The organism is Bacteroidales bacterium (assembly GCA_013141385.1).
Classification (GTDB): Bacteria; Bacteroidota; Bacteroidia; order Bacteroidales; family Tenuifilaceae; genus UBA8529.
The window spans coordinates 150,490-172,018 of record JABFRB010000011.1; the positions used below are offsets into that span (position 1 = coordinate 150,490).

Annotated in this window: 5 protein-coding genes; 4 read left to right on the forward strand and 1 reads right to left on the reverse strand. The window is 36.6% G+C overall.

Going from position 1 to position 21,529, the window contains the following annotated elements:
* Positions 1–253: 253 nt before the first annotated feature.
* From HOO91_06415 to HOO91_06430, 4 genes are all read left to right on the forward strand, one after another.
* Positions 254–7,783, forward strand: a complete 7,530-nt coding sequence (locus tag HOO91_06415; protein NOU17176.1) for an amino acid adenylation domain-containing protein — start codon at positions 254–256, stop codon at positions 7,781–7,783.
* A 144-nt stretch (positions 7,784–7,927) separates the two neighbouring features.
* Positions 7,928–10,501, forward strand: a complete 2,574-nt coding sequence (locus HOO91_06420) for a non-ribosomal peptide synthetase (protein NOU17177.1) — start codon at positions 7,928–7,930, stop codon at positions 10,499–10,501.
* A gap of 95 nt (positions 10,502–10,596) precedes the next feature.
* Positions 10,597–17,991, forward strand: a complete 7,395-nt coding sequence (locus HOO91_06425; GenBank protein ID NOU17178.1) for an amino acid adenylation domain-containing protein — start codon at positions 10,597–10,599, stop codon at positions 17,989–17,991.
* A 448-nt stretch (positions 17,992–18,439) separates the two neighbouring features.
* Positions 18,440–21,043, forward strand: a complete 2,604-nt coding sequence (locus HOO91_06430) for a hypothetical protein (GenBank protein ID NOU17179.1) — start codon at positions 18,440–18,442, stop codon at positions 21,041–21,043.
* 7 nt (positions 21,044–21,050) lie between these two features.
* Here HOO91_06430 and HOO91_06435 read toward each other — a convergent pair whose 3' ends face one another.
* Positions 21,051–21,236: a hypothetical protein gene (locus HOO91_06435; protein NOU17180.1), complete on the reverse strand. Its 186-nt coding sequence runs from the start codon at positions 21,234–21,236 to the stop codon at positions 21,051–21,053.
* Positions 21,237–21,529 lie beyond the last annotated feature (293 nt).

Below are 21,529 nucleotides of genomic sequence, written 5' to 3' on the forward strand. Positions count from 1 at the left end.
CCACCAAGGCACTAAAACACTAATAAAACACAAAGTTTAACTCGCTATTCTTAGCTACACCCTTTTTCGCCTCTTAAAATTAAAGTTAAATGCAAAAAGAATTAAATTCTGTAAATCACCAAACTAGCAATTTGCAACCAGTAACTAGCAACTTAGGTTATTTAGTTAAATAATATAAAACTATTGCTCTATAGCATTAAAATACTAATGATAATAATGTAAATCAATAGATTTTTTTGATAATATTAAAATCATGACCCTATCTTCAAATATGAAATATCCTACCTCATGGGTACAAAAGAGTATTTATTTTCAGAATAAAGCGAATCCCCAAAGTTTATTTTTCAATAAAAGGATTACTCTGGAATTGCCATTTGAAGAGAGTAATTATGAAATTGAAATTTTGTTAAATGTGATAATTTCAAGACATGAAATATTACGTACAAGTTTCGGTGAAGAAAACGGTATTGTTTATCAACTTATTCATGATGCGATTAATCTTAAAATTAGACATTTAAAATTAAATTTATTAGAGTTTAAAAAATACAAACTTAAATTTGTAAGACCTTTTAATCTTGCCAATGCCCCATTATTCAGGGCTGCATTTATAGAATTAGATAGCAATGAAAATATTCTATTACTTGATTTTCATAGTATAATATTTGATAATTACTCATTTCAAATTATTAGAAAAGAAATTCTAGAATTAATAAATAAAAAAGAACTCCCTAATATTCAAGTTCAATATAAAGATTTTGCTATCAAACAGAATGAAAGTATCGTTGATGGTACTTATAGAAGCAGTATCGATTTTTGGCGTAATGAAATAAATGACACCTCATTTCAACTTGAATTACCAGTAGATAATTATAAAAAAAATAGCGAATTACAACTAACAAAATGTATTGATATTCTATTGGATAAACATTTGGTAACCAAAATAAAAATAATTGTTGATAAATCGAAACGCTCTTATCTGCATGTATTCTTAGCTGTTTTTAATATCTTATTGAGAAAAATAACTCGAAATGAGGAAATTACTATTGGTGTTCAGGATTACAATCAGGTAAATCGCAAAAATACAATTGGAAACTTTACCAACTTGTTACCTGTAATAATGAAAGTAAATAATGATGAAACAGCCAATCGTTTTATTAAAGATATTGAAAACAAAGTAAATACCATTTTTGAATTTCATAATATTCCTTTTGTTTTATTTGAAAAGGAAAACTTAACAGATTCTGCAATCAGTTGTATTTACAGTTATTCTGAAATTGAAAATGATATTAAAGTAGATTGGAAATCTGAGTTTAATTATAGTGAATCATATTGCAATGATTTTACTAATTATGATTTGGGACTTTTTGTTGAAAGACATAAAAACGAATTTGTACTTAAATTTAGTTATTTACCATCAGCCTTTTATTCATCAACTATAGAGCGGTTTATTAGTTATTTTAAGAGTATTATTGTCCAAATTTGTGAGGACTTGGATGAAACTATTTCAAAAGTAGAATTAATCACTAATGAAGAAAGGCAAGAAATTTTATACCAGTTTAACAACTCACGGAATAGTTTTAATACTGAAACTCCAATTAATAAATTATTTAATGAACAGGTAATTAAATATCCTAATAAGGTTGCTTTAGTTTTTGGAAATATAAAAATTACATACTCTGAACTTGATAATCTAAGTGATATATTATCAAATAATTTAATTGAGGAAGGTCTTGTTTCATTTAGTGTTGTTGGTTTATTAGTTGATAGAACACCGGAAATGGTAATAGGAATATTATCTATTTTAAAGTGTAACTGTATTTATCTACCTCTTGATGCAGATTATCCAACCTCTCGGATGGAGCATATGTTAAAAGATTGTGATACACAATTAGTTTTAGCAGGAAATGGACTTGGAAAGAGTATATCCAAACTCTGCAAATTGATTGATATAAATGAATTTTTAAATACTAAAAGTCGAATAAATAGAGATCCCTTAGAATATTGTCCCTATGCATACATTATGTACACATCGGGATCAACGGGTAGACCCAAAGGGGTATTGGTTAAGCAAAGTGGAATTGTACGATTGGTTAAGAATAATAATTATGTACCCTTATCGGAAGAAACAGTAATACTACAGACCGGTGCAGTTGTATTTGACGCTACAACTTTTGAAATGTGGGGAGCACTTTTAAATGGGGGGAAGTTAGTTTTAACTGAAAAAGAGGAATTAGTAAATACTAACCGATTAGGTAAAGCATTATCTAATCAAAATGTAAACACCCTATGGCTCAGTTCAGCATTTTTTAACCAGTTAATACAGGAAGATAGTAGTATATTTAAACCAATAAAGTGGTTATTGGTAGGGGGTGACATTTTATCTCCAATCCATATACAAAAAGCAATGCTAGATAACCCAAAATTGAAAATAATTAACGGTTATGGGCCAACAGAGAATACAACATTTAGCACCACCTTTTTAATTAAAGAAGCTGAATACACATCAATACCCATCGGTAAACCTATATCTAACTCAGTTTGTTACATTTTAAGTGAACAAAAAACTTTGCAACCCATTGGAATAGTTGGCGAACTATTTGTTGGTGGGGATGGTCTATCCGCGGGTTACCTGAATAACCCGGAAATGACTCACGATAAATTTGTTGATAACCCTTTTATTTTAGGAGAGAAACTATACAGAACAGGTGATTTAGCACGTTGGCTTGCTGATGGAGATATTGAGTTTATAGGTCGCATAGATAATCAGGTAAAAATTAGAGGGTTTCGTATCGAACTTGGAGAAATTGAGAGAAGCATTTTAGAGCAGTCTAGTGTAAGTGATTGTGTTGTGTTAAAAAGGACAGATAATCAGGAGGATTACATTTGTGCATATATAGTCGCTGCTGATCCTCAAGACTTTTCAATTGAAAGCATTAGGAGTTATATTTCCAAGAATTTACCGATATATATGATTCCGTCATATTTTGTTCTGCTAGATAAATTCCCTCTAACTATCAATGGTAAGATTAATCGGAAAGAATTACCTGCCCCAGAAATTAAAATAGATAATGATTTTGAAACCCCAAGTAACAAAACAGAGGAAAAATTGCTTTCCATCTGGTCTGATGTTTTAAGAGCTAATGCTAATAAAATTAGCCTCAATTCTAGCTTCTTTCAACTCGGTGGTCATTCATTAAAAGCAGCAAGGTGTATTGCCCGAATAGAAAAAGAATTAGGTGTTAGAATTGGCTTAAGTGATTTCTTTAAATGCCTTACAATCAAAAAGCTTGCTCAAAAGGTTGAATCAAATAGCAAAGAAAAATATATTGAAATAGTACCTGCCATACCAAAGCGTTCATATCCATTAACAATCATTCAGAGGCAGATGTACTATTTTTATCAGCTAAACTCTAAGTGCACCTCTTATAATACACCCTATGAAATTCATTTGAGTAAGGTCTACTCCTTAAACGAAATCTCATCTGCTATTAATACAATAATTGCACGGTATGAAATATTACGAACTAATTTTATTGAAGAAATTGGCATACCATTTCAAGTAGTTAACCAAAACCTAAGTATCAATATTGATTATTATGATTTAAGTACCATATCTTTTCAGCAAATCACTGAAAAATTCATAAGGCCATTTAATTTATCTAGCGGAACTTTAATTAGAGTAGCCTATATCGTAAATGATGCCTCTTCGAGCATACTTATTGATCAACCTCATATTATTACCGATGCTCAATCATTGGTTGTTGTTGAGAAAGAATTAAATTGCCTACTTGATAATGTAAAATTACCTGAAATTAAACTTCAATTTAAGGATTATTCGGAATGGGTTAATTCAATTATTGAAACCCCTTACTATAAAAAGCAGGAACAGTATTGGCTTGATCTATATTCCGATGAAATAACCTCACTCGAACTTCCATACGACACTAAACCAGTTTCCTTTCTTGATAAAAGAGGAAAAATGGTTTCCTTTAAGTTAAACGATGAGGAGATAAGAACTATTGAGTCTTTTTGTAAAGATGGTAGAACCCTGTTCTCTACCACCTTTGGTTTCTTTAATATTTTCCTGAATAAAATAACAAATCAGGAGGATATAATTGTGAGTATTCCTGTGGCAGGAAGACAGCGTGAGGATTTGATGGATATGCTAGGAATGTTTGTCAATACATTAGTGCTGAGAATCCCTTTTGAAAAAGAAATTACAATTACAGGTTTTTTTGAGGTTGTTAGAAATTGTGTTATAAAGGCTCTTGATAATCAGGATTACCCATTAGAGGATTTAATTAGCAATATCTCATTCGCACGAATTCCGGGTAGAAATCCATTGTTCGATGTTATATTTAATTATCTTGAGACAAATGTAAATTGCGAGGAATTAGAGTGGAATAAAGTTAGGTTGAATAATCATCTTGATTTAGAAGCAAAGTTTGATTTAACATTCAATGTAAAAAAATATAATGATATCATAGTATGTGAGTTTGAATACTTCTGTGATCGTTTTAAACCATCAACAATCGATAGATTTATAAAGTATTTTAAAAGGATAATCAATCAGGTTGCACAAAAACCTAATATCAGAATAGCTGATATTGAAATAACCTCTGACCAAGATAAGCATCAGCTACTATTCGATTTGAATTTCACCAATATTGACTATCCCAAGGATAAAACTGTTCATGAGCTATTTAAGTCTCAAGCAACAAGAACTCCAGATAATATTGCAATAAAACTTAATAATCAATGTATTACATATGTTGAGCTGAATGAGAGGACAGATAGAATAGCGAATGTCCTGAGGGACAATGGGGTTAAACCCGATGATGTAGTTGGATTGCTAATGGATCGCTCCATAGAGACCGTTATAGGTATGATATCCATTCTAAAAGCGGGCGGAGCCTACCTACCTATCGATGTAAGCTACCCCGAGGATCGTAAGCAATACCTTATAAATGATAGCGGAACAACTACCATACTAACCACCAAGGATCAAAAGGTTAGTTCTGGTAAGAATATTAACACCCTTTGTGTAGAAGATTTAGAGGCCGAATCTAATAAAACCCGTGACATCCAGAACGTAAATAAACCTTCAGATCTTTGTTATGTAATTTACACGTCAGGAACAACAGGGAATCCTAAAGGGGTGATGGTAGAGCACAGAAATGTTGTCAGGTTATTTTTTAATGAGAAGTTTCAGTTTGACTTTGACTCTGATGATGTTTGGACTATGTTTCATAGTCATTGCTTCGATTTTAGCGTATGGGAGATATATGGAGCCCTCCTTTTCGGAGGAAAGTTGGTTGTAATACCTAAATTGATTGCAATGGATACTTTGGCCTACTTAACAATACTAAGAGAAGAAAAAGTAACCGTACTCAACCAGACACCAAGTGCATTCTACAACCTATCCCAAGAGGAACTTGCAATTCCCCATAAATTACTATCACTGAGGTATGTAATATTCGGAGGGGAGGCATTAAGTCCTGGAAAATTAGAAAAGTGGAAACTTCGTTACCCTAGCACAAAACTTATAAACATGTTTGGGATAACGGAAACCACCGTACACGTGACTTATAAAGAGATTGGAGATTATGAAATCACCAACAATATAAGTAATGTAGGAAAACCAATCCCAACATTATCGGTGTATATTTTTGATAAATACCAAAAACTGTTGCCCAATGGGATTATTGGGGAGATATATGTAGGTGGTGCAGGTGTTGCACGTGGATACCTTGGGAAAAAGGAGCTTACAGATTCAAAATTCATCATAAACCCATATAATTCAGAGGAAAGGTTATACAGATCTGGCGATCTTGGACGAGTTCTTCACACAGGGGACATAGAATATATTGGAAGGATTGATCATCAGGTGCAGCTGAGAGGATTCAGAGTTGAACTCGGAGAAATAGAGAGTCAACTCATATCCCATCACAAAATCAATGAGGCAGTGGTCATCGCCAAAGAAAAAGAGGGTGATAAATACCTAATAGCCTACTACGTTTCAGCAGAAGATATTAATGTGCTTGAAATGCGGAACTTCTTATCGGCAAAGTTGCCTGATTATATGGTTCCATCATACTACGTTCGACTGGACAAACTACCTTTAACCTCTAATGGAAAGTTGGATAATAAAGCACTCCCAGAACCAGAGATTAAAGTTGGAGAAGACTATATTGCCCCTTCTAATGAAATTGAAGCGAAACTTGTCGAAATATGGTCGGAGGTGTTGAATATTGGTAAAGAAAAGATTAGTACAAAATCCATCTTTTTTGCAATTGGAGGACATTCCTTAAAAGCAATATTTGTACTTGCCAAGATTCATAAAGAGTTTAATGTTCGTATTTCTATGCGTGATTTCTTATCAAATCCAACAATAAAAGATATTGCGCAGCTTATCGTAAAAAATAAATACAGTCAATTTGAATCAATTAAGAGTATAGAAAAAAGAGAGTACTATTCACTCTCTGCACAGCAGAAAAGGGTATTTGTTATCCAGCAAATAAATAGGGACAGCATTATGTATAATGTTTTTACTCAAATCCCCATTTATAAGAACTGTGAGGTTCAGGATATTTCGGATGCTTTAAATAAAATTATACAGCGACACGAAATTTTACATTCTGGTTTTGAGTATGTTAATAATATTCCGGTTCAAAAAATATATGATAATATAAATGTTAGTATTCAATGTTATAATGACGATAAAGAAAATTTAGATGATATTATAAGTAATTTTATAAAACCATTCGATTTAGCAAAACCACCCCTTGTTAGAGCTATCCTATTTCAACGTAAGAATAGTAATGTATTGGTCATTGATATGCATCATATAATTATTGATGAATACTCAGTGGATATGTTTACAAAAGAAATTAATTTTTTGATTGAAAATAAACCCTTAAAAAAATTAAAATTACAGTATAAAGATTTTGCTTACTGGAACAACCAGCTGCTCAAAACCGAATTGGTTAATAAACAGGGTCGTTACTGGTTAGATGTTTATAAAGATAGAATACCAAGGTTGAATTTGCCATATGATAATACAGAAAATGTTAACAAAAAAGAAAAGATTGTAAACTTCAAAATCGATGGAAACCTAGCAAGTTCACTATATAGTATAACTTCGCGTGAGAAGGTAACAGTATTTTCATTGATGCTAACAATAACAAGCATTCTGATAAGAAAAATTTCCAGCGAAAATGATATTGTTGTTGGAATACCCGTATCTGGTAGAACACATAATGATTTAACGGATATTTTTGGTTTTTTTGTTAATACAATTGCCCTCCGATTATTCTCCGATGGGAATAAAAAAATTGTAGAATACCTTAATGATGTAAAAGAGAAGTGCATAATTGCTTTCGATAATCAGGATTATCAATATGATAAATTGATAGAGGATTTAATGGATTTTCATAAATGTAAGGATAGGAGTTTGTTTAATGTAATGTTTACAGCAACCGACTTAAGAGATAATGAGGTAAATCTTGATTACGATATTGAAAGGGGTATTGAAAGTATTAATAATAGCCCTAAATGCGATTTGCTGTTTTCATGTAAATCATATCAAGAAAGCATTGATATTTCTATATATTACGATGGCTCTAAATTTAAGAATGACACTATTATTCGTTATTCAAACTATTTTATCGAAATAGTAAAAGCAATTACCCAAGATCTTACTACAACACTTAATGATATTAATGTTTCTCACGATTTACAGGCTATAACTCCTCGAAAAGGTGAAATAGATTTTGAGATTTAACAAACATTAATTATTATTAATGAAAATGTGCAACCCAATCTAGTATCTTAAAATTATAATGCAGAGCCTAACAATACATATCTTTTCTGCTAATAAAATCAATGCCAATTACATTTTTTGAATTCTAATATAAAAATGACGAATATGAGAAATAGCAATTTTTCGGAACAATTGAACATTGTTGCAAATCAAAATGTGAAAGAGAAGAAATATTGGATCGAAAAACTTTCGGGGAGCCTTTCTAAATCAACACTTCCATACGACCTTAATAAAATATCAGAAAATATAAACCTTAATGCATATCATACAGAAATACCCATAGAAATCGCCGAACGTTTATTAATAATAAGCAAAGGGTCGAATGATGCATTACATATGATTTTAATGACTTGCCTATTTATTTTTATTAATAAATCAACAGGGGACGACGATATTATAATTGGTACACCAGTATATAAAATCGATAAATCAGAAGATTTAATAAATAAAATATTACCAATACGCGAAAAGATTGATAAAAATGATACTTTCAAACAACTACTTATAAAAATAAAAAATGGAATTAAAGATGCTGATAGTAATGCAAACTATCCAATTGAGTTATTAGCTAACCAACTGGAGGTAGATAATAAAAATAATTACTTTCCATTATTTGAAATTGCCTTAATGATTGAAGGCATTCATGATTTAAAATATCTTGAAGAAATTGAAATTAATCTTGTATTTTCTTTCGATTTCAACGAGAATAAAAAATTGTTTAAGATTTTATATAACCCTTCATGCTACTATCTTGAATCAATAAAGAGAATTGCCGATTTATTTGTATTAGTACTTAAAGGCACTTTATTTAATGTTGATGATAAATTTTCTTCAATTGAAATAATTACACCAGAAGAAAAGCAAGAAATTATTTCCGAATTTAATAATACTAAAACTAACTACCCACGAGATAAATCAATCCATCAAATATTCAGGGAACAAGCTAATAAATACCCAGCCAAAACGGCTTTAGTTTATGGAGATATAAAAATATCATACGCTGATCTCGATTATCTGAGTGATTTGTTAGCTTCTCATTTAATAAAAAAAGGTATTCTTCCTAATAGCATTGTTGGCTTATTGGTTGATCGAACACCTGAGATGATAATAGGAATATTATCAATTTTAAAGTGTGGTTGTATCTATTTACCCCTTGATATCGATTATCCACCTTCTCGTTTAGAATACATGGTTAAAGATTGCAATGTACAATCAGTTTTAGTGGGAAGTGGATTAGGAGATGGTATTCCAAAACAATACAATTTGATTGATATTGGTGGCGTTATAAAAACCAAAAACAAGGTAGATGTAAAACCGTCAGAGTATTGTCCCTATGCCTATATTATGTACACTTCAGGATCAACAGGAAAACCAAAGGGAGTACTGGTTAAACAGCAGGGAGTTGTTAGGTTGGTTAAAGATGTTAATTATACTATGCTAACACAAGATACGGTAATACTTCAAACAGGTGCGCCTGTATTTGACGCCACAACCTTTGAAATTTGGGGGACATTACTGAATGGTGGTAAATTGGTTATGGTAGAAAAGGAAACCATATTGAACGTAAATAAATTGAGTTCAGCAATTGTTGAAAATAACATCAATACACTTTGGTTGAGCTCATCATTGTTCAATCAAATAATACAAGAGAAAAAAGATGTTTTTTTAGGGATAAAATATTTGCTTGTAGGCGGTGATATTGTATCATTTAAACATGTGAAAATAGCATATGAAAACAATTCAGATATACAAGTGATAAATTGCTATGGGCCTACAGAAAATACAACATTCTCAACTACATATCAAATCCCAAGCGATATATCTGGAGATATACCAATTGGTAAACCAATAAATAATTCAACTGCTTATATACTAGATAAGAGCAGTAAATTGCAACCAACTGGAATTGTGGGAGAGTTATTTGTTGGTGGAGATGGTTTGGCTGTGGGTTACATAAATAACCCAGAGATGACTCATGATAAGTTTATAAATAATCCATTTAATATTGGAGAAAGGTTATATCGGACAGGGGATTTGGCACGATGGTTATTGGATGGAAATATCGAATTTATAGGACGTATTGATAATCAGGTAAAAATCAGAGGATTCAGGGTTGAACTTGGCGAAATTGAGCGAAGTATTTTAGAACACAGTAGTGTAAAGGATTGTGTTGTTATTAAAAGAACAGAAAACAATGAAAGTTACATCTGTGCTTATATTGTCCCGAATGATAATATGAACTTTACAATCGCAATTATACGAGATTTTATTTTTGAAAAATTGCCAGAGTATATGATTCCTTCCTATTTTGTCCAAATTGATAAGATTCCTTTAACAATAAATGGAAAAGTTGATAAAAAAGCATTACCAATACCAGAAATAAGCATTGATAATGAATATTGCCCGCCATCAAATGAAACACAAAAAAAATTAGTCCGAATTTGGTCAGAAATCCTAAACATACCTCAAGAGCAAATTAGTATAAATGCTAATTTCTTCGAAATTGGTGGTCATTCCCTACGTGCTACAATATTTGCCAATAGATTATATGAAGAAATGAATGTTGAGATTAGGCTAAACGAATTTTTTAATAACCCTACAATTAATAAAATTTCCGAATTAATTAAAAATGATATTGAAGTCAATGTAGATGGAGATTTTGATGAGATTTCTATTTAATCCCATTTCATGTTTCGAAATGATATTTTAATACTACACAGGCAAATTAAGTAATAGCATTTATTCGATTTGAATAATCTAGAAAAACAATAAATATGGAAAGCAATAGCGTTGCGACATCATTATTTGAGAAATTAATTGCATTAAATGTAACTATAAGTATTGTTAACGATGAACTGAAAATTAAAGCACCTAAGGGTGTTTTGACAAATAATTTAATTGAAGAATTAAAACTTCACAAAGAAGAACTTTTAAAAATTTGCAAAAAAAAGAATATTTATAAAGTAATAAATAATGTTGAGAAAAAGGAGTATTATCTTCTTTCCTCTTCTCAGAAACGTTTGTTTTTATTACAACAGTTGGATTTAAATTCTAAGGCATATAACATGCCTTATTTTATTCAAATAGGTAATGATATAAATAAAGAATCAATCGAGGAAATATTTAAAAAATTAATAGCCCGTCATGAAAGTTTACGAACAAGTTTTCATTTAATTAACGATATTCCTGTTCAACGAGTTCACAAAAACTTGGATTTTAAAATAAGCGAATATGTAACTGATGAGTTAAATATTATTGAAGAATTTATAACCCCTTTTGATTTAGGACAAGTTCCTTTAATAAGAGTTACAATTTTAAGATCACTCAGTGACAATATCACTCTCTTAATAGATATGCACCATATAATTACTGATGGAACCTCACATTCTATTTTAGAGCAGGAGTTTTTTAAGTTATTTTTAGGTCAATCACTATTACCTCTCCGTATACAATATAAAGACTTTGCTGTATGGCATAATAACCAAGATCAGAAGATTAAGATAAAAGAGCAGGAAGCATTCTGGCTCTCTCAATTCTCTGGAGAACTTCCTGTACTCGATTTACCTATGGATTTTACCCGTCCTACAATACAAAGTGTTGAAGGGGCAATATTTCAAATTGCATTAACAAAGGATGAAACTAATTTGGTTAGGACGTTTGCTAGGGATAACGAGTTAACGTTATTCATGTCAATACTAATGATCTATTCGATTTTACTTTCAAAACTTACTGGACAGGAGGATATCATTATTGGGGTTCCAATTGCCGGTAGACGCCATAATAATTTAGCAAACATTGTAGGTCTTTTTATTAATACAATTGCTATTAGATGCAAAGTAAATGTAGAGCAAACCATAAAAAACTTTGCCGAAAGCATTAGGCAACAGTCTTTAAATGCATTTGAAAATCAAGATTACCCATTTGAAGAGTTGGTTGAACGGGTCGCGTTAAGTAGAGACCTTAGCCGTAATCCATTGTTTAATGTGATGTTCAATATGCTCAACCAATCTGAGTATAGTGGAGATCTAACAGAGATGAGTGAAGATACTCTTGTACATAAGCCTTATATATCTAAGTTCGATCTCACTATAACGGCGATGGACTTTGGGGAACAACTTTTATTAAGTTTTGATTATTGTACTAAACTTTTCAAACCCGAAACCATAGAGCGATTCATCGGGTACTTCCGGCAAATACTGGGGCAGCTCCCGGGAATGCTCGGGGAGAGGCTATGCGATGTTGAGATCGTATCGGAGCAGGAGCGGCGAAAGTTGCTGTACGAGTTCAACGGAACAAAAACAGATTACCCGACGGACAAAACGATCCACCAGCTCTTCGGGGAGCAGGCGCAGCGGACTCCAAATGGACTAGCTTTGGTTTATGGACAGCAGAAACTAACCTATCATGATCTCGATGAGCGGAGTAACCAGCTGGCTCGGCACATTCGGTCGCAGTACGAGGTAAGGGCGAAGCGAGCCCTCACCGAGGGTATCCCCATCGCCCTATACCTGGAGAGGAGTTTGGAGATGGTGATCGGCATCCTTGCCGTGCTGAAGGCCGGGGGTGCCTACGTGCCCATGGATACCAGCTACCCGCAGGAGCGGGTGAACTATATCCTCAAGGATACCGGGGTGGAGCTTGTGCTCACCCAGCAACCCCTAATTGAAGGTCATCACGTGTGGCTGCCGGCGGGAAAGGCCATTCCCATCGACCTGACAGAAAGGCTATACGCAGAGGAGAATTCCTCAAGCCTGCCGCAGTATGGCAAGGCAACGGATCTTGCGTACATCATCTATACCTCCGGCTCCACAGGGATTCCCAAGGGAGTTCCCATCTCGCACGGTAACTTTTGCCCGCTGGCGTACTGGGGGTTCGATGCGATCGGATTGCTGCCGGAGGATCGGGTGCTACAGAACCTATCGTACTACTTCGACTGGTCTGTTTGGGAGATCTTCATCACACTTACCTCAGGGTCCTCCCTATATATTGTGCCCAAGGAGCTCCTGCTAGACCCGATGCAGGTTTATGATTTCATAAACGCCAACCGCATAACCATCCTGCATGGGACACCCTCGTGGTTCAACGCCGTGCTGCAGAATGGCATTAGGTTAGAATCTCTCCGGATGCTCATTCCCGGTGCAGAGAAACTCACTGCGGCGATGGTCTCCCGGTTTATCAGTCACGTAAACCCGCATTGCCGGATATTCAACATGTACGGTCCAACCGAGGCCACCATCATGGCGGCTGTCCACGAGATCGACAGGGGCCGCATGGCGTACTACCAAACCCTACAGAGCATCCCGATCGGCAAGCCAATAGCAAACTCATCGCTTATCGTGCTGGATAAGGGGATGAAACTGTGCCCCGAAAACATCTCAGGGGAATTATACATCTCCGGGGATTCGTTATCAGCGGGGTACCTGAATGACGAGGTGAAGACCCGGAGGCTATTCATCCCCAATGTCTACAAGGAGATAAAAGGGGATATTCTATACAAGACTGGTGATTTGGTTCGCTGGCTGCCCGATGGCAACATCGAGTTTCTTGACAGAATTGACCATCAAGTCAAGATCCGGGGGTTTAGGATAGAACTGGGCGAGATAGAAAGTGCTCTGCTCAGGCATAAAAGTATACGGGAAGCCCTAGTAATAGTAAGAGAGGATAATGGAGAAAAAAATTTATGCGCATATATCGTATGCGAAGGAAAAATTGATGTGGACGAACTACGCGCTCATCTAGCAGTTAGCCTCCCAAACTATATGCTCCCATCAACCTATATGGAGCTTGAGAAGCTACCGTTGAATAGCAATGGTAAGGTGGATCGTAGATCGCTACCCTCACCCGAGCATAGGACAGGCACTGGCTACGTAGCACCTTCAACCGTCATTGAGGCTGAGCTGGTAAGAATATGGTCGGAGGTACTGGCTATCCCCGCAGAGGAGCTCAGCGTGACGGGCAACTTTTTTGCAATTGGGGGACACTCACTGAAAGCTACAGTTTTGGTTAGCAGGATTCACCGTGAACTTGGAGTAAGACTGCCCTTAAGTGATGTATTTCAGAATCCTACTGTTAGAGAGCAGGCGAAGCAGTTGGGGAGCAATATTGGAGTTGATTATGTCTCGATTCCCAAAAGTTCAGAAAAGGTTTACTATGCCCTTTCCTCTGCTCAAAAACGTATTTATGTGTTACAGGAGATGGACTCAAGTTCTACCATCTACAACATGCCATACTTCATATCGCTAAGTAGCGATTTTGATAAAAATAAAATAGAGCAGATAATTAAACAACTTATTGTTCGCCACGAAAGTTTCCGAACCAGTTTTGTAATCATTGAAGACGAACCTGTTCAGTTTATACATAAAAGTGTTGAGTTAGATATCCAAGAAATTCAAATTACACAGTCAGAGATTGAAAATCTATTTAGTAAATACGTTAAACCATTTAACCTTAGTGAAGCTCCTTTAATCAGAGTAATGCTAGTTAATGTAACTAATTCAGACCCTTTACTATTTATAGATACTCATCATATCATTAATGATGGGGTCTCTCAGGCCATCCTTGAGCGGGAGTTCTTGGCACTACACCAGGGGGTTGAACTGGATTTGCTCCGCCTACAGTACAAGGACTACTCTGAGTGGCAGAACAGTCCTGCTCAGCGTGAGCGGGTGAAGGAGCAGGAGACCTACTGGCTGAAACGTTTTAGCGGGGAATTGTCCCCTCTAAGCCTACCTACCGACCATTCACGACCGACCGTACAGAACTTCGAGGGGAGATCGGTCAACTTTGTGCTCGAAGGTAGCGTGACGGCAGGGTTGAAATCGGTAGCTGCGAATCAGGGGTTAACCCTCTATATGGTGCTGCTATCATCGTATGCGGTGCTGCTGTCCAAACTGAGCGGTCAGGACGACATCGTCATTGGAACTCCTGTGGCCGGGCGTAGCCATGCGGATCTCGAGGGTGTTGTGGGGATGTTCGTGAGCACGCTGGCCATGCGCATCCTGGTGGACGGGAGCATGACAGTTAAGGGTTTCATGGATGGGATTAAGCAGAGTAGCCTAGAGGCCTTCGAGCATCAGGACTACCCTTTCGAGAGTTTGGTTGAACGCCTCTCGGTGACTCGTGATGTGGGTCGCAACCCAGTGTTTGATGTGATGCTCAACCTGCTCAACCAGTCTGAGTACACGGGGGAACTAGCGGAAGTGGGCGGTGATGCTCTTGTACATACACCTAGCATATCCAAGTTTGACCTAACCCTTACCGCCGTTGATTATGGCGAGCAGCTGCTCATGAATTTCAGCTATTGCTCTAAATTATTCGAACCCGAAACCGTAGAGCGATTTATAGGGTATTTCCAGCAAATACTGGGACAACTCCCGGGAAGGCTTGGGGAGAGGCTGAGCGATGTTGAGATCGTATCGGAGGGGGAGCGGCGAAAGCTGCTGTACGAGTTCAACGGGACCAGCACCAGTTACCCGAAGGACAAAACGATCCACCAGCTCTTCGGGGAGCAGGCGCAGCGGACACCGGATGGCCTAGCACTGGTCTACGGGCAGCAGCGGCTAACCTACCATGATCTCGACGCGCGGAGCAACCAGCTGGCTCGGCACATTCGGTCGCAGTACGAGGTAAGGGCGAAGCGAGCCCTCACCGAGGGTATCCCCATCGCCCTGTACCTGGAGAGGAGCTTGGAGATGGTGATCGGCATCCTAGCCGTGCTCAAGGCCGGGGGCGCCTACGTGCCCATGGATACCGGCTACCCGCAGGAGCGGGTGGATTACATCCTTAGGGACACCGGGGCAGAGCTCGTGCTCACCCAGCGGCATCTTATCGAGGGCCATCCTGCGCAGCTGCCCGCGGGCAGGGTCATCCCCATCGACCTGACCGAGGGGCTATACGCGGAGGAGGACTCCTCCAGCCTACCGTCGTACGGCGAGGTAGCGAGCCTTGCGTACATCATCTTCACCTCGGGCTCAACGGGAATCCCCAAGGGGGTTCCGATCTCGCACGGGAGCTTCTGCCCGCTGGCGCACTGGGGGTTCGATGCGATCGGGCTGCTGCCGGAGGATCGGGTGCTGCAGAACCTATCGTACCACTTCGACTGGTCCGTCTGGGAGATCTTCATCGCGCTCACCTCGGGATCCTCTCTCTACATTGTTCCTAAGGAGCTCCTGCTGGACCCGATGCGGGTCTACGACTTCATAACCGCCAACCGCATCACCATCCTGCACGGGACGCCATCGTGGTTCAACGCCGTGCTGCAGCATGGCAAGCGCCTAGAATCGCTCCGGATGCTCATCCCCGGTGCGGAGAAGCTCACCGCCGAGATGGTCACCCGGTTTATCAGCCACGTAAACCCGCATTGCCGGATATTCAACATGTACGGTCCAACCGAGGCCACCATCATGGCGGCTGTCCACGAGATCGACAGGGGTCGCATGGCGTACTACCAGACCCTACAGAGCATCCCGATCGGCACGCCGATAGCGAACGCATCGCTGATCGTGCTGGATAAGGGGATGAACCTGTGCCCGGTAAACATCCCGGGGGAGCTATACATCTCCGGGGATGGGCTATCCGCGGGGTACCTGAATGACGAGGTGAAGACCCGGGGGCTCTTCATCCCCAACCCCTACAGGGAGCTGAACGGCGATACCCTTTACAAGACCGGCGATTTAGCCCGCTGGCTGCCCGACGGCAGCATCGAGTTCCTGGACCGGATTGACCACCAGGTCAAGATCCGGGGGTTCAGGATAGAGCTGGGCGAGATAGAAAATGCTCTGCTCAGGCATAAAAGCGTACGAGAGGCGGTGGTACTGGCAAGGGAGGATAGCGGAGAAAAATTCCTGTGCGCCTACATCGTATGCGAAGGGAGAATTGATCCGGACGAGCTGCGCACCCACCTAGCCGCTAGCCTGCCGGACTACATGCTCCCCTCAACCTATATGGAGCTGGAGAGGCTGCCGCTGAATAGCAACGGCAAGGTGGACCGGAGATCGCTACCCACCCCCGAGCGTAGGACAGGCTCTGGCTACGTAGCGCCCTCAAGCGCCATTGAGTCGGAGCTGGTAAGAATATGGTCGGAGGTACTGGCTATCCCCGCAGAGGAGCTCAGCGTGACGGGCAACTTTTTTGCAATGGGAGGTCACTCACTTCGGGCATCCGCCTGTGTTAGTAAAATGACAAAAACATTTCATACTAACATCCCTTTGGTTGAAATATTTAAGAATCCGACTATATCTCAATTAGCCAGTATTATCAATAGAACTGCAAAAAAAGAGTACTTAGATAATATAGTTTTACTTAAAGAGAGTAAAAAATGTAGCGAGAATCTATTTCTAATTCACGATGGGAGCGGGGATGTTGATGGATATATAGAACTTAGTCAACATGCTAAAGATGAGATAAATATATGGGGTATAAAAGCTTCTTGGTTTAAGAAGTTAGAGGCTTATAATATCTCTGTTGAGCAAATTGCTCATGAGTACCTGAAATCTATCCGACAAATTCAGTCATCGGGAGAATACCGTTTGATGGGTTGGTCACTGGGAGGATCGATAGCCCTTGAGATATCCAGATTACTCGAACAATCGGGAGATAGAGTATCCTTTCTTGGAATTATTGATTCAATACCCCCGGGAGGATTGGAAGATTCCTACAAACCTGAATTTACAATTGAATCCGAGATTGAGTGGTTAAAACAGTTTGTTAACAATCAGGATATTTTCAAAGATTTCGAGGGTGTCAGAGACTTTGGACAACTTTGGTTCAAAACTATTGATTTACTTAGGCGTTCAGAGGTATCCGAGGAAATAGTAAAAAGAGGGTTAATGGGAGTAGTCGGATATTCTATTAAAGATCAAGAGACTCTGACTATTAATGAATTAATAACTTATATGAATTTCACTAGAACGCTCCTAAGAGCTTGTAGTAATTACATTCCATATTGCCCAGTTCTCTCAAAAGTAACATATTTTAAAGCGAGCGATTCGGGTGTTGAGAACCCTCAATTATGGTTTAATTACTCAATAAATAAAGGAACGATTCATACAATTGAAGGAGACCATTTTTCCATACTCAAAAAACCAAGCGTTTTTAAACTTTATGAGGAAATCAGGGGATCATTTAGCGGAGAAAAGGAATGCACTCCACTTGCTGAATCTCTTTTTTAATCAATATGTAAGAAATAATAAAAAAAATGTTTGATCTAAAACACCTTTGAAAATACATTAAAGTATTAAAGCATTAAATTGAGGAGATTCCATATATAGTCAAAAGTAAATTAGTGATATTCGAAAAGTGCAAAATGTAAAACTAACGAAAAACACATTTTATAAGTACTAGAAAGATGAGCCACCTAGGATTTCAAAAATAGACTGGTGCAGGTCATTTTTTGAATTAGAATATCAAACCTAAAAAGATTAATATATAATAGAATGTAGTTAAATGGAAACTTATTATATGCAAATATTTTTTTCCAAAAAGGTAATCTCAATAGGTTGATACTATTGTTTATGCTTATTTAATTCTTTTTATAAAACTTTACATACATTTATTAGTTATTTTTGAGGTTCAATTTAATCCCAATACTATTGTTTTAAAATACTAAATGGTCTATATATGAAGAGGTTTTTAGTGGTTTTACCATACTTAGTTGCAGTTTCCGTTTTTGTGATACTTAGTTCGGTTTTCTTTGCTCCACAATTTGATGGTTACAGTTTGAATCAGAGCGATGTTAGCCAGTATATTGGAATGAGCAAAGAAATTTATGATTTCCGACAAGAGGAAAAAACCGATCCTCTTTGGACCAATTCTGCATTTAGTGGAATGCCTGCCTACCAGATTTCAATGAAAAATCAAACCCTTGTTAGTACAATAGAAAGCTATATTGTTTTTAAGCTATTCAAAGCGCCTACTGGTTATTTGGTTCTGGGGATGTTAAGTTTTTATGTTTTATTGTTGTGCTTTGGTGTAAATCCATGGTTAAGTATTATTGGGGCTGTTGCTTTTGGTTTTTCTACTATCAATATACTTTACCTTGGAGGTGGGCATAATACAAAAGTTCACGCCATTGCTTTGTTGCCCGGAATTATTGGAAGTTTGGTTTACGCCTATCGAAAGAATTTTCGAATTGGAGGACTGTTGTTATGTGTATTTATTTGTTTACATCTATCCGCAAACCATATTCAGGAAACCTATTACTTGCTTTTTTTAATTCTAGCAATTGTCATTTTTGAATTTTACAGGTTTTATAAGGAACACCGAGTACCTGCTTTTATAAAAATATCAACCTTTTTACTATTTGCTTCAATACTTGGGATCATTCCTACCATGTCTAATTTGCTTTTAACAAACGAATATGCAAAGTATACCAATAGGGGAAAATCCGATTTAACTATTTCAACAAACCAAACTGATGATAAATCTAAATTAAAAGGGCTTGATCGCGATTATATTAAGGAATATAGTTTAGGATATGGCGAGATTTGGTCTTTGGCAATTCCAAATATAAAAGGTGGAGCATCTGGTCGTTTAGGCGATTTTAAAGACAAGTTAAGTGATGTTACACCTGAATATAGGAACGATATTGCTAATTTTCCAAGTTATTGGGGAGAACAACTTGGTACAGGAGGTGCATTTTATTTTGGGGCAACAATCTTTCTGCTTTTCGTGTTGGGGTTGGTTTTTATTAAGGATACGATTAAGTGGGCTTTCTTTGCAGTATCTATTCTAGCCGTATTTTTATCGTGGAAATATAGTGCAATTCTCGATTTATTTATCGATTACATGCCCTTATTCAATAAGTTTAGAGATACAAAAATGATGTTGGTTTTAGTGCAAATATCTTTTCCCCTTCTAGGCCTTCTATTTCTAAATGAATTATTTAATACCCAAATAAACAAAAAGAAACTAATATATTCTATAGGGGCAACAATTGGACTATTTTTCCTTTTCTACCTATTGCCTTCTCTTTGGTTTAGCTTTTTTAATAATAATGAGTTGGAGTATTTTAACAAACAGTCGCAATTATACCCTCAGGCACTTCAACAAATAAACCAAATCAAAATGGATATTGAGCAGGTGCGAATAGCCATATTCAAAACTGATCTATTGAGATCTATCTTTTTTATGATTCTGGTTTCTGGTTTAATCCTTCTTTATACACGGAATAAAATTGCAAAGCATTATTTTATTCTTTCAATTGGCGTTTTGGTACTGCTTGATTTATGGATGGTTGATAAAAGATATCTCAATAATGATTTAAGTGGTTACCACTGGATTAAATCAAAAGATAAAAACACTCCCTTTAGGCCTAATGTAGCAGATATTCAAATATTGAATTGGGAGATGAAAGACAATCCGATATTAAATGAGAGCATTAATCAAAAGATATCGAAAATTAGGAACAACGAAATTGAAAAAGCGAATTTAGCTTTTACAACCTTAAACTTCGGCACAGATTACAGGGTATTATCGCTCGATAATCCATTTGCCAATGCTTCAACCTCATATTACCACAAATCTATTGGAGGGTATCATGGTGCAAAATTAAAGAGATATGCTGAGTTGATCGACTTTAGGCTCAATAATGAATATCAAGGTTTAATAAATGCTTTAAAAAGCAATAACGATACCATTATTGAGAACACCCTAAAGAGTCGAATTTCTGCTTTAAATATGTTGAACACCAAATATATTATCTATAATCCCGAAGCAGCACCAATTAGAAATCCTTATGCAAATGGTTCAGTATGGATAATTAAAGATATTAAGGTTGTAAAAAATGCAGATGAAGAGATTAAAACCCTAGACTTAATAGATCCTAAAAATACAGCTGTTGTTGATCAATCATATAGCAATTTGATTCCTAGTAATTATAAATACGACACTTTGGCTCAAATTAACTTAAAGAAATATCGTCCCAATCATTTAATCTACGAGTCAAATACTGGAATGGTACAAGTTGGAGTCTTTTCTGAAATTTACTATAAAGATGGATGGAATGCATATATTGATGGAAAACCATCACCATACTTCCGTGCAAATTTTGTTTTGAGAGCAATTGCTATACCTGAGGGTAAACATATTATCGAATTTAAATTTGAACCTAAGACATATAGTATAAGCAAGAAAATTTCTTATGCTGGATCCGTATTGATAGTTTTTTTTGCATTAAGTATAGCGTTTTATGAGGTTTGGATTAATTTTAAAAAGCGACAGTAAATTTCAATTATTCGGTGGTTAAGAAGACCAAAATAGGCCTATCGATTATTGCAAGTGTTATGGGTAGTGATATCAATGATGGTTGGTTGTTAGTAACTGAGATTGACAAGAAATACTCTTTAAAAAACAGATAGATTTTTTGTTTTAACTTATTTGCCAACATACTATTAATGGCTTTAATCCAACCGATCATTTCAAACTATGTTAAGCCAATAATATATGATTTGCATGTAAATTGTTATAAGTAAGAATATTAGAGTTTATTTAAAAATATAGAGGCTTCCCGAAAAGGACAGCCTCTATATTTTGGTAATAATGCCAAAATTAGTTGGTGATTTTGTTTTTATCTCATAAAAATTTCCTGACTTCTGACGCTTTCGAAAATTAGTGCGTATGTATTTTTCAAATAGTTGAAAACTAATAAAATACAATTTAAATTTTTGCATTTTACCGCACTAACGCATATTTTTACCTTATGTATAGGGT

Excerpts from the sequence above, each read along its gene's own strand:
- HOO91_06420 (NOU17177.1), top strand. The coding sequence starts at position 7,928 with ATGAGAAATAGCAATTTTTCGGAACAATTGAACATTGTTGCAAATCAA.
- HOO91_06425 (NOU17178.1), top strand. The coding sequence starts at position 10,597 with ATGGAAAGCAATAGCGTTGCGACATCATTATTTGAGAAATTAATTGCA.
- HOO91_06430 (NOU17179.1), top strand. The coding sequence starts at position 18,440 with ATGAAGAGGTTTTTAGTGGTTTTACCATACTTAGTTGCAGTTTCCGTT.
- HOO91_06435 (NOU17180.1), bottom strand. The coding sequence starts at position 21,236 with ATGATCGGTTGGATTAAAGCCATTAATAGTATGTTGGCAAATAAGTTA.
- HOO91_06415 (NOU17176.1), top strand. The coding sequence starts at position 254 with ATGACCCTATCTTCAAATATGAAATATCCTACCTCATGGGTACAAAAG.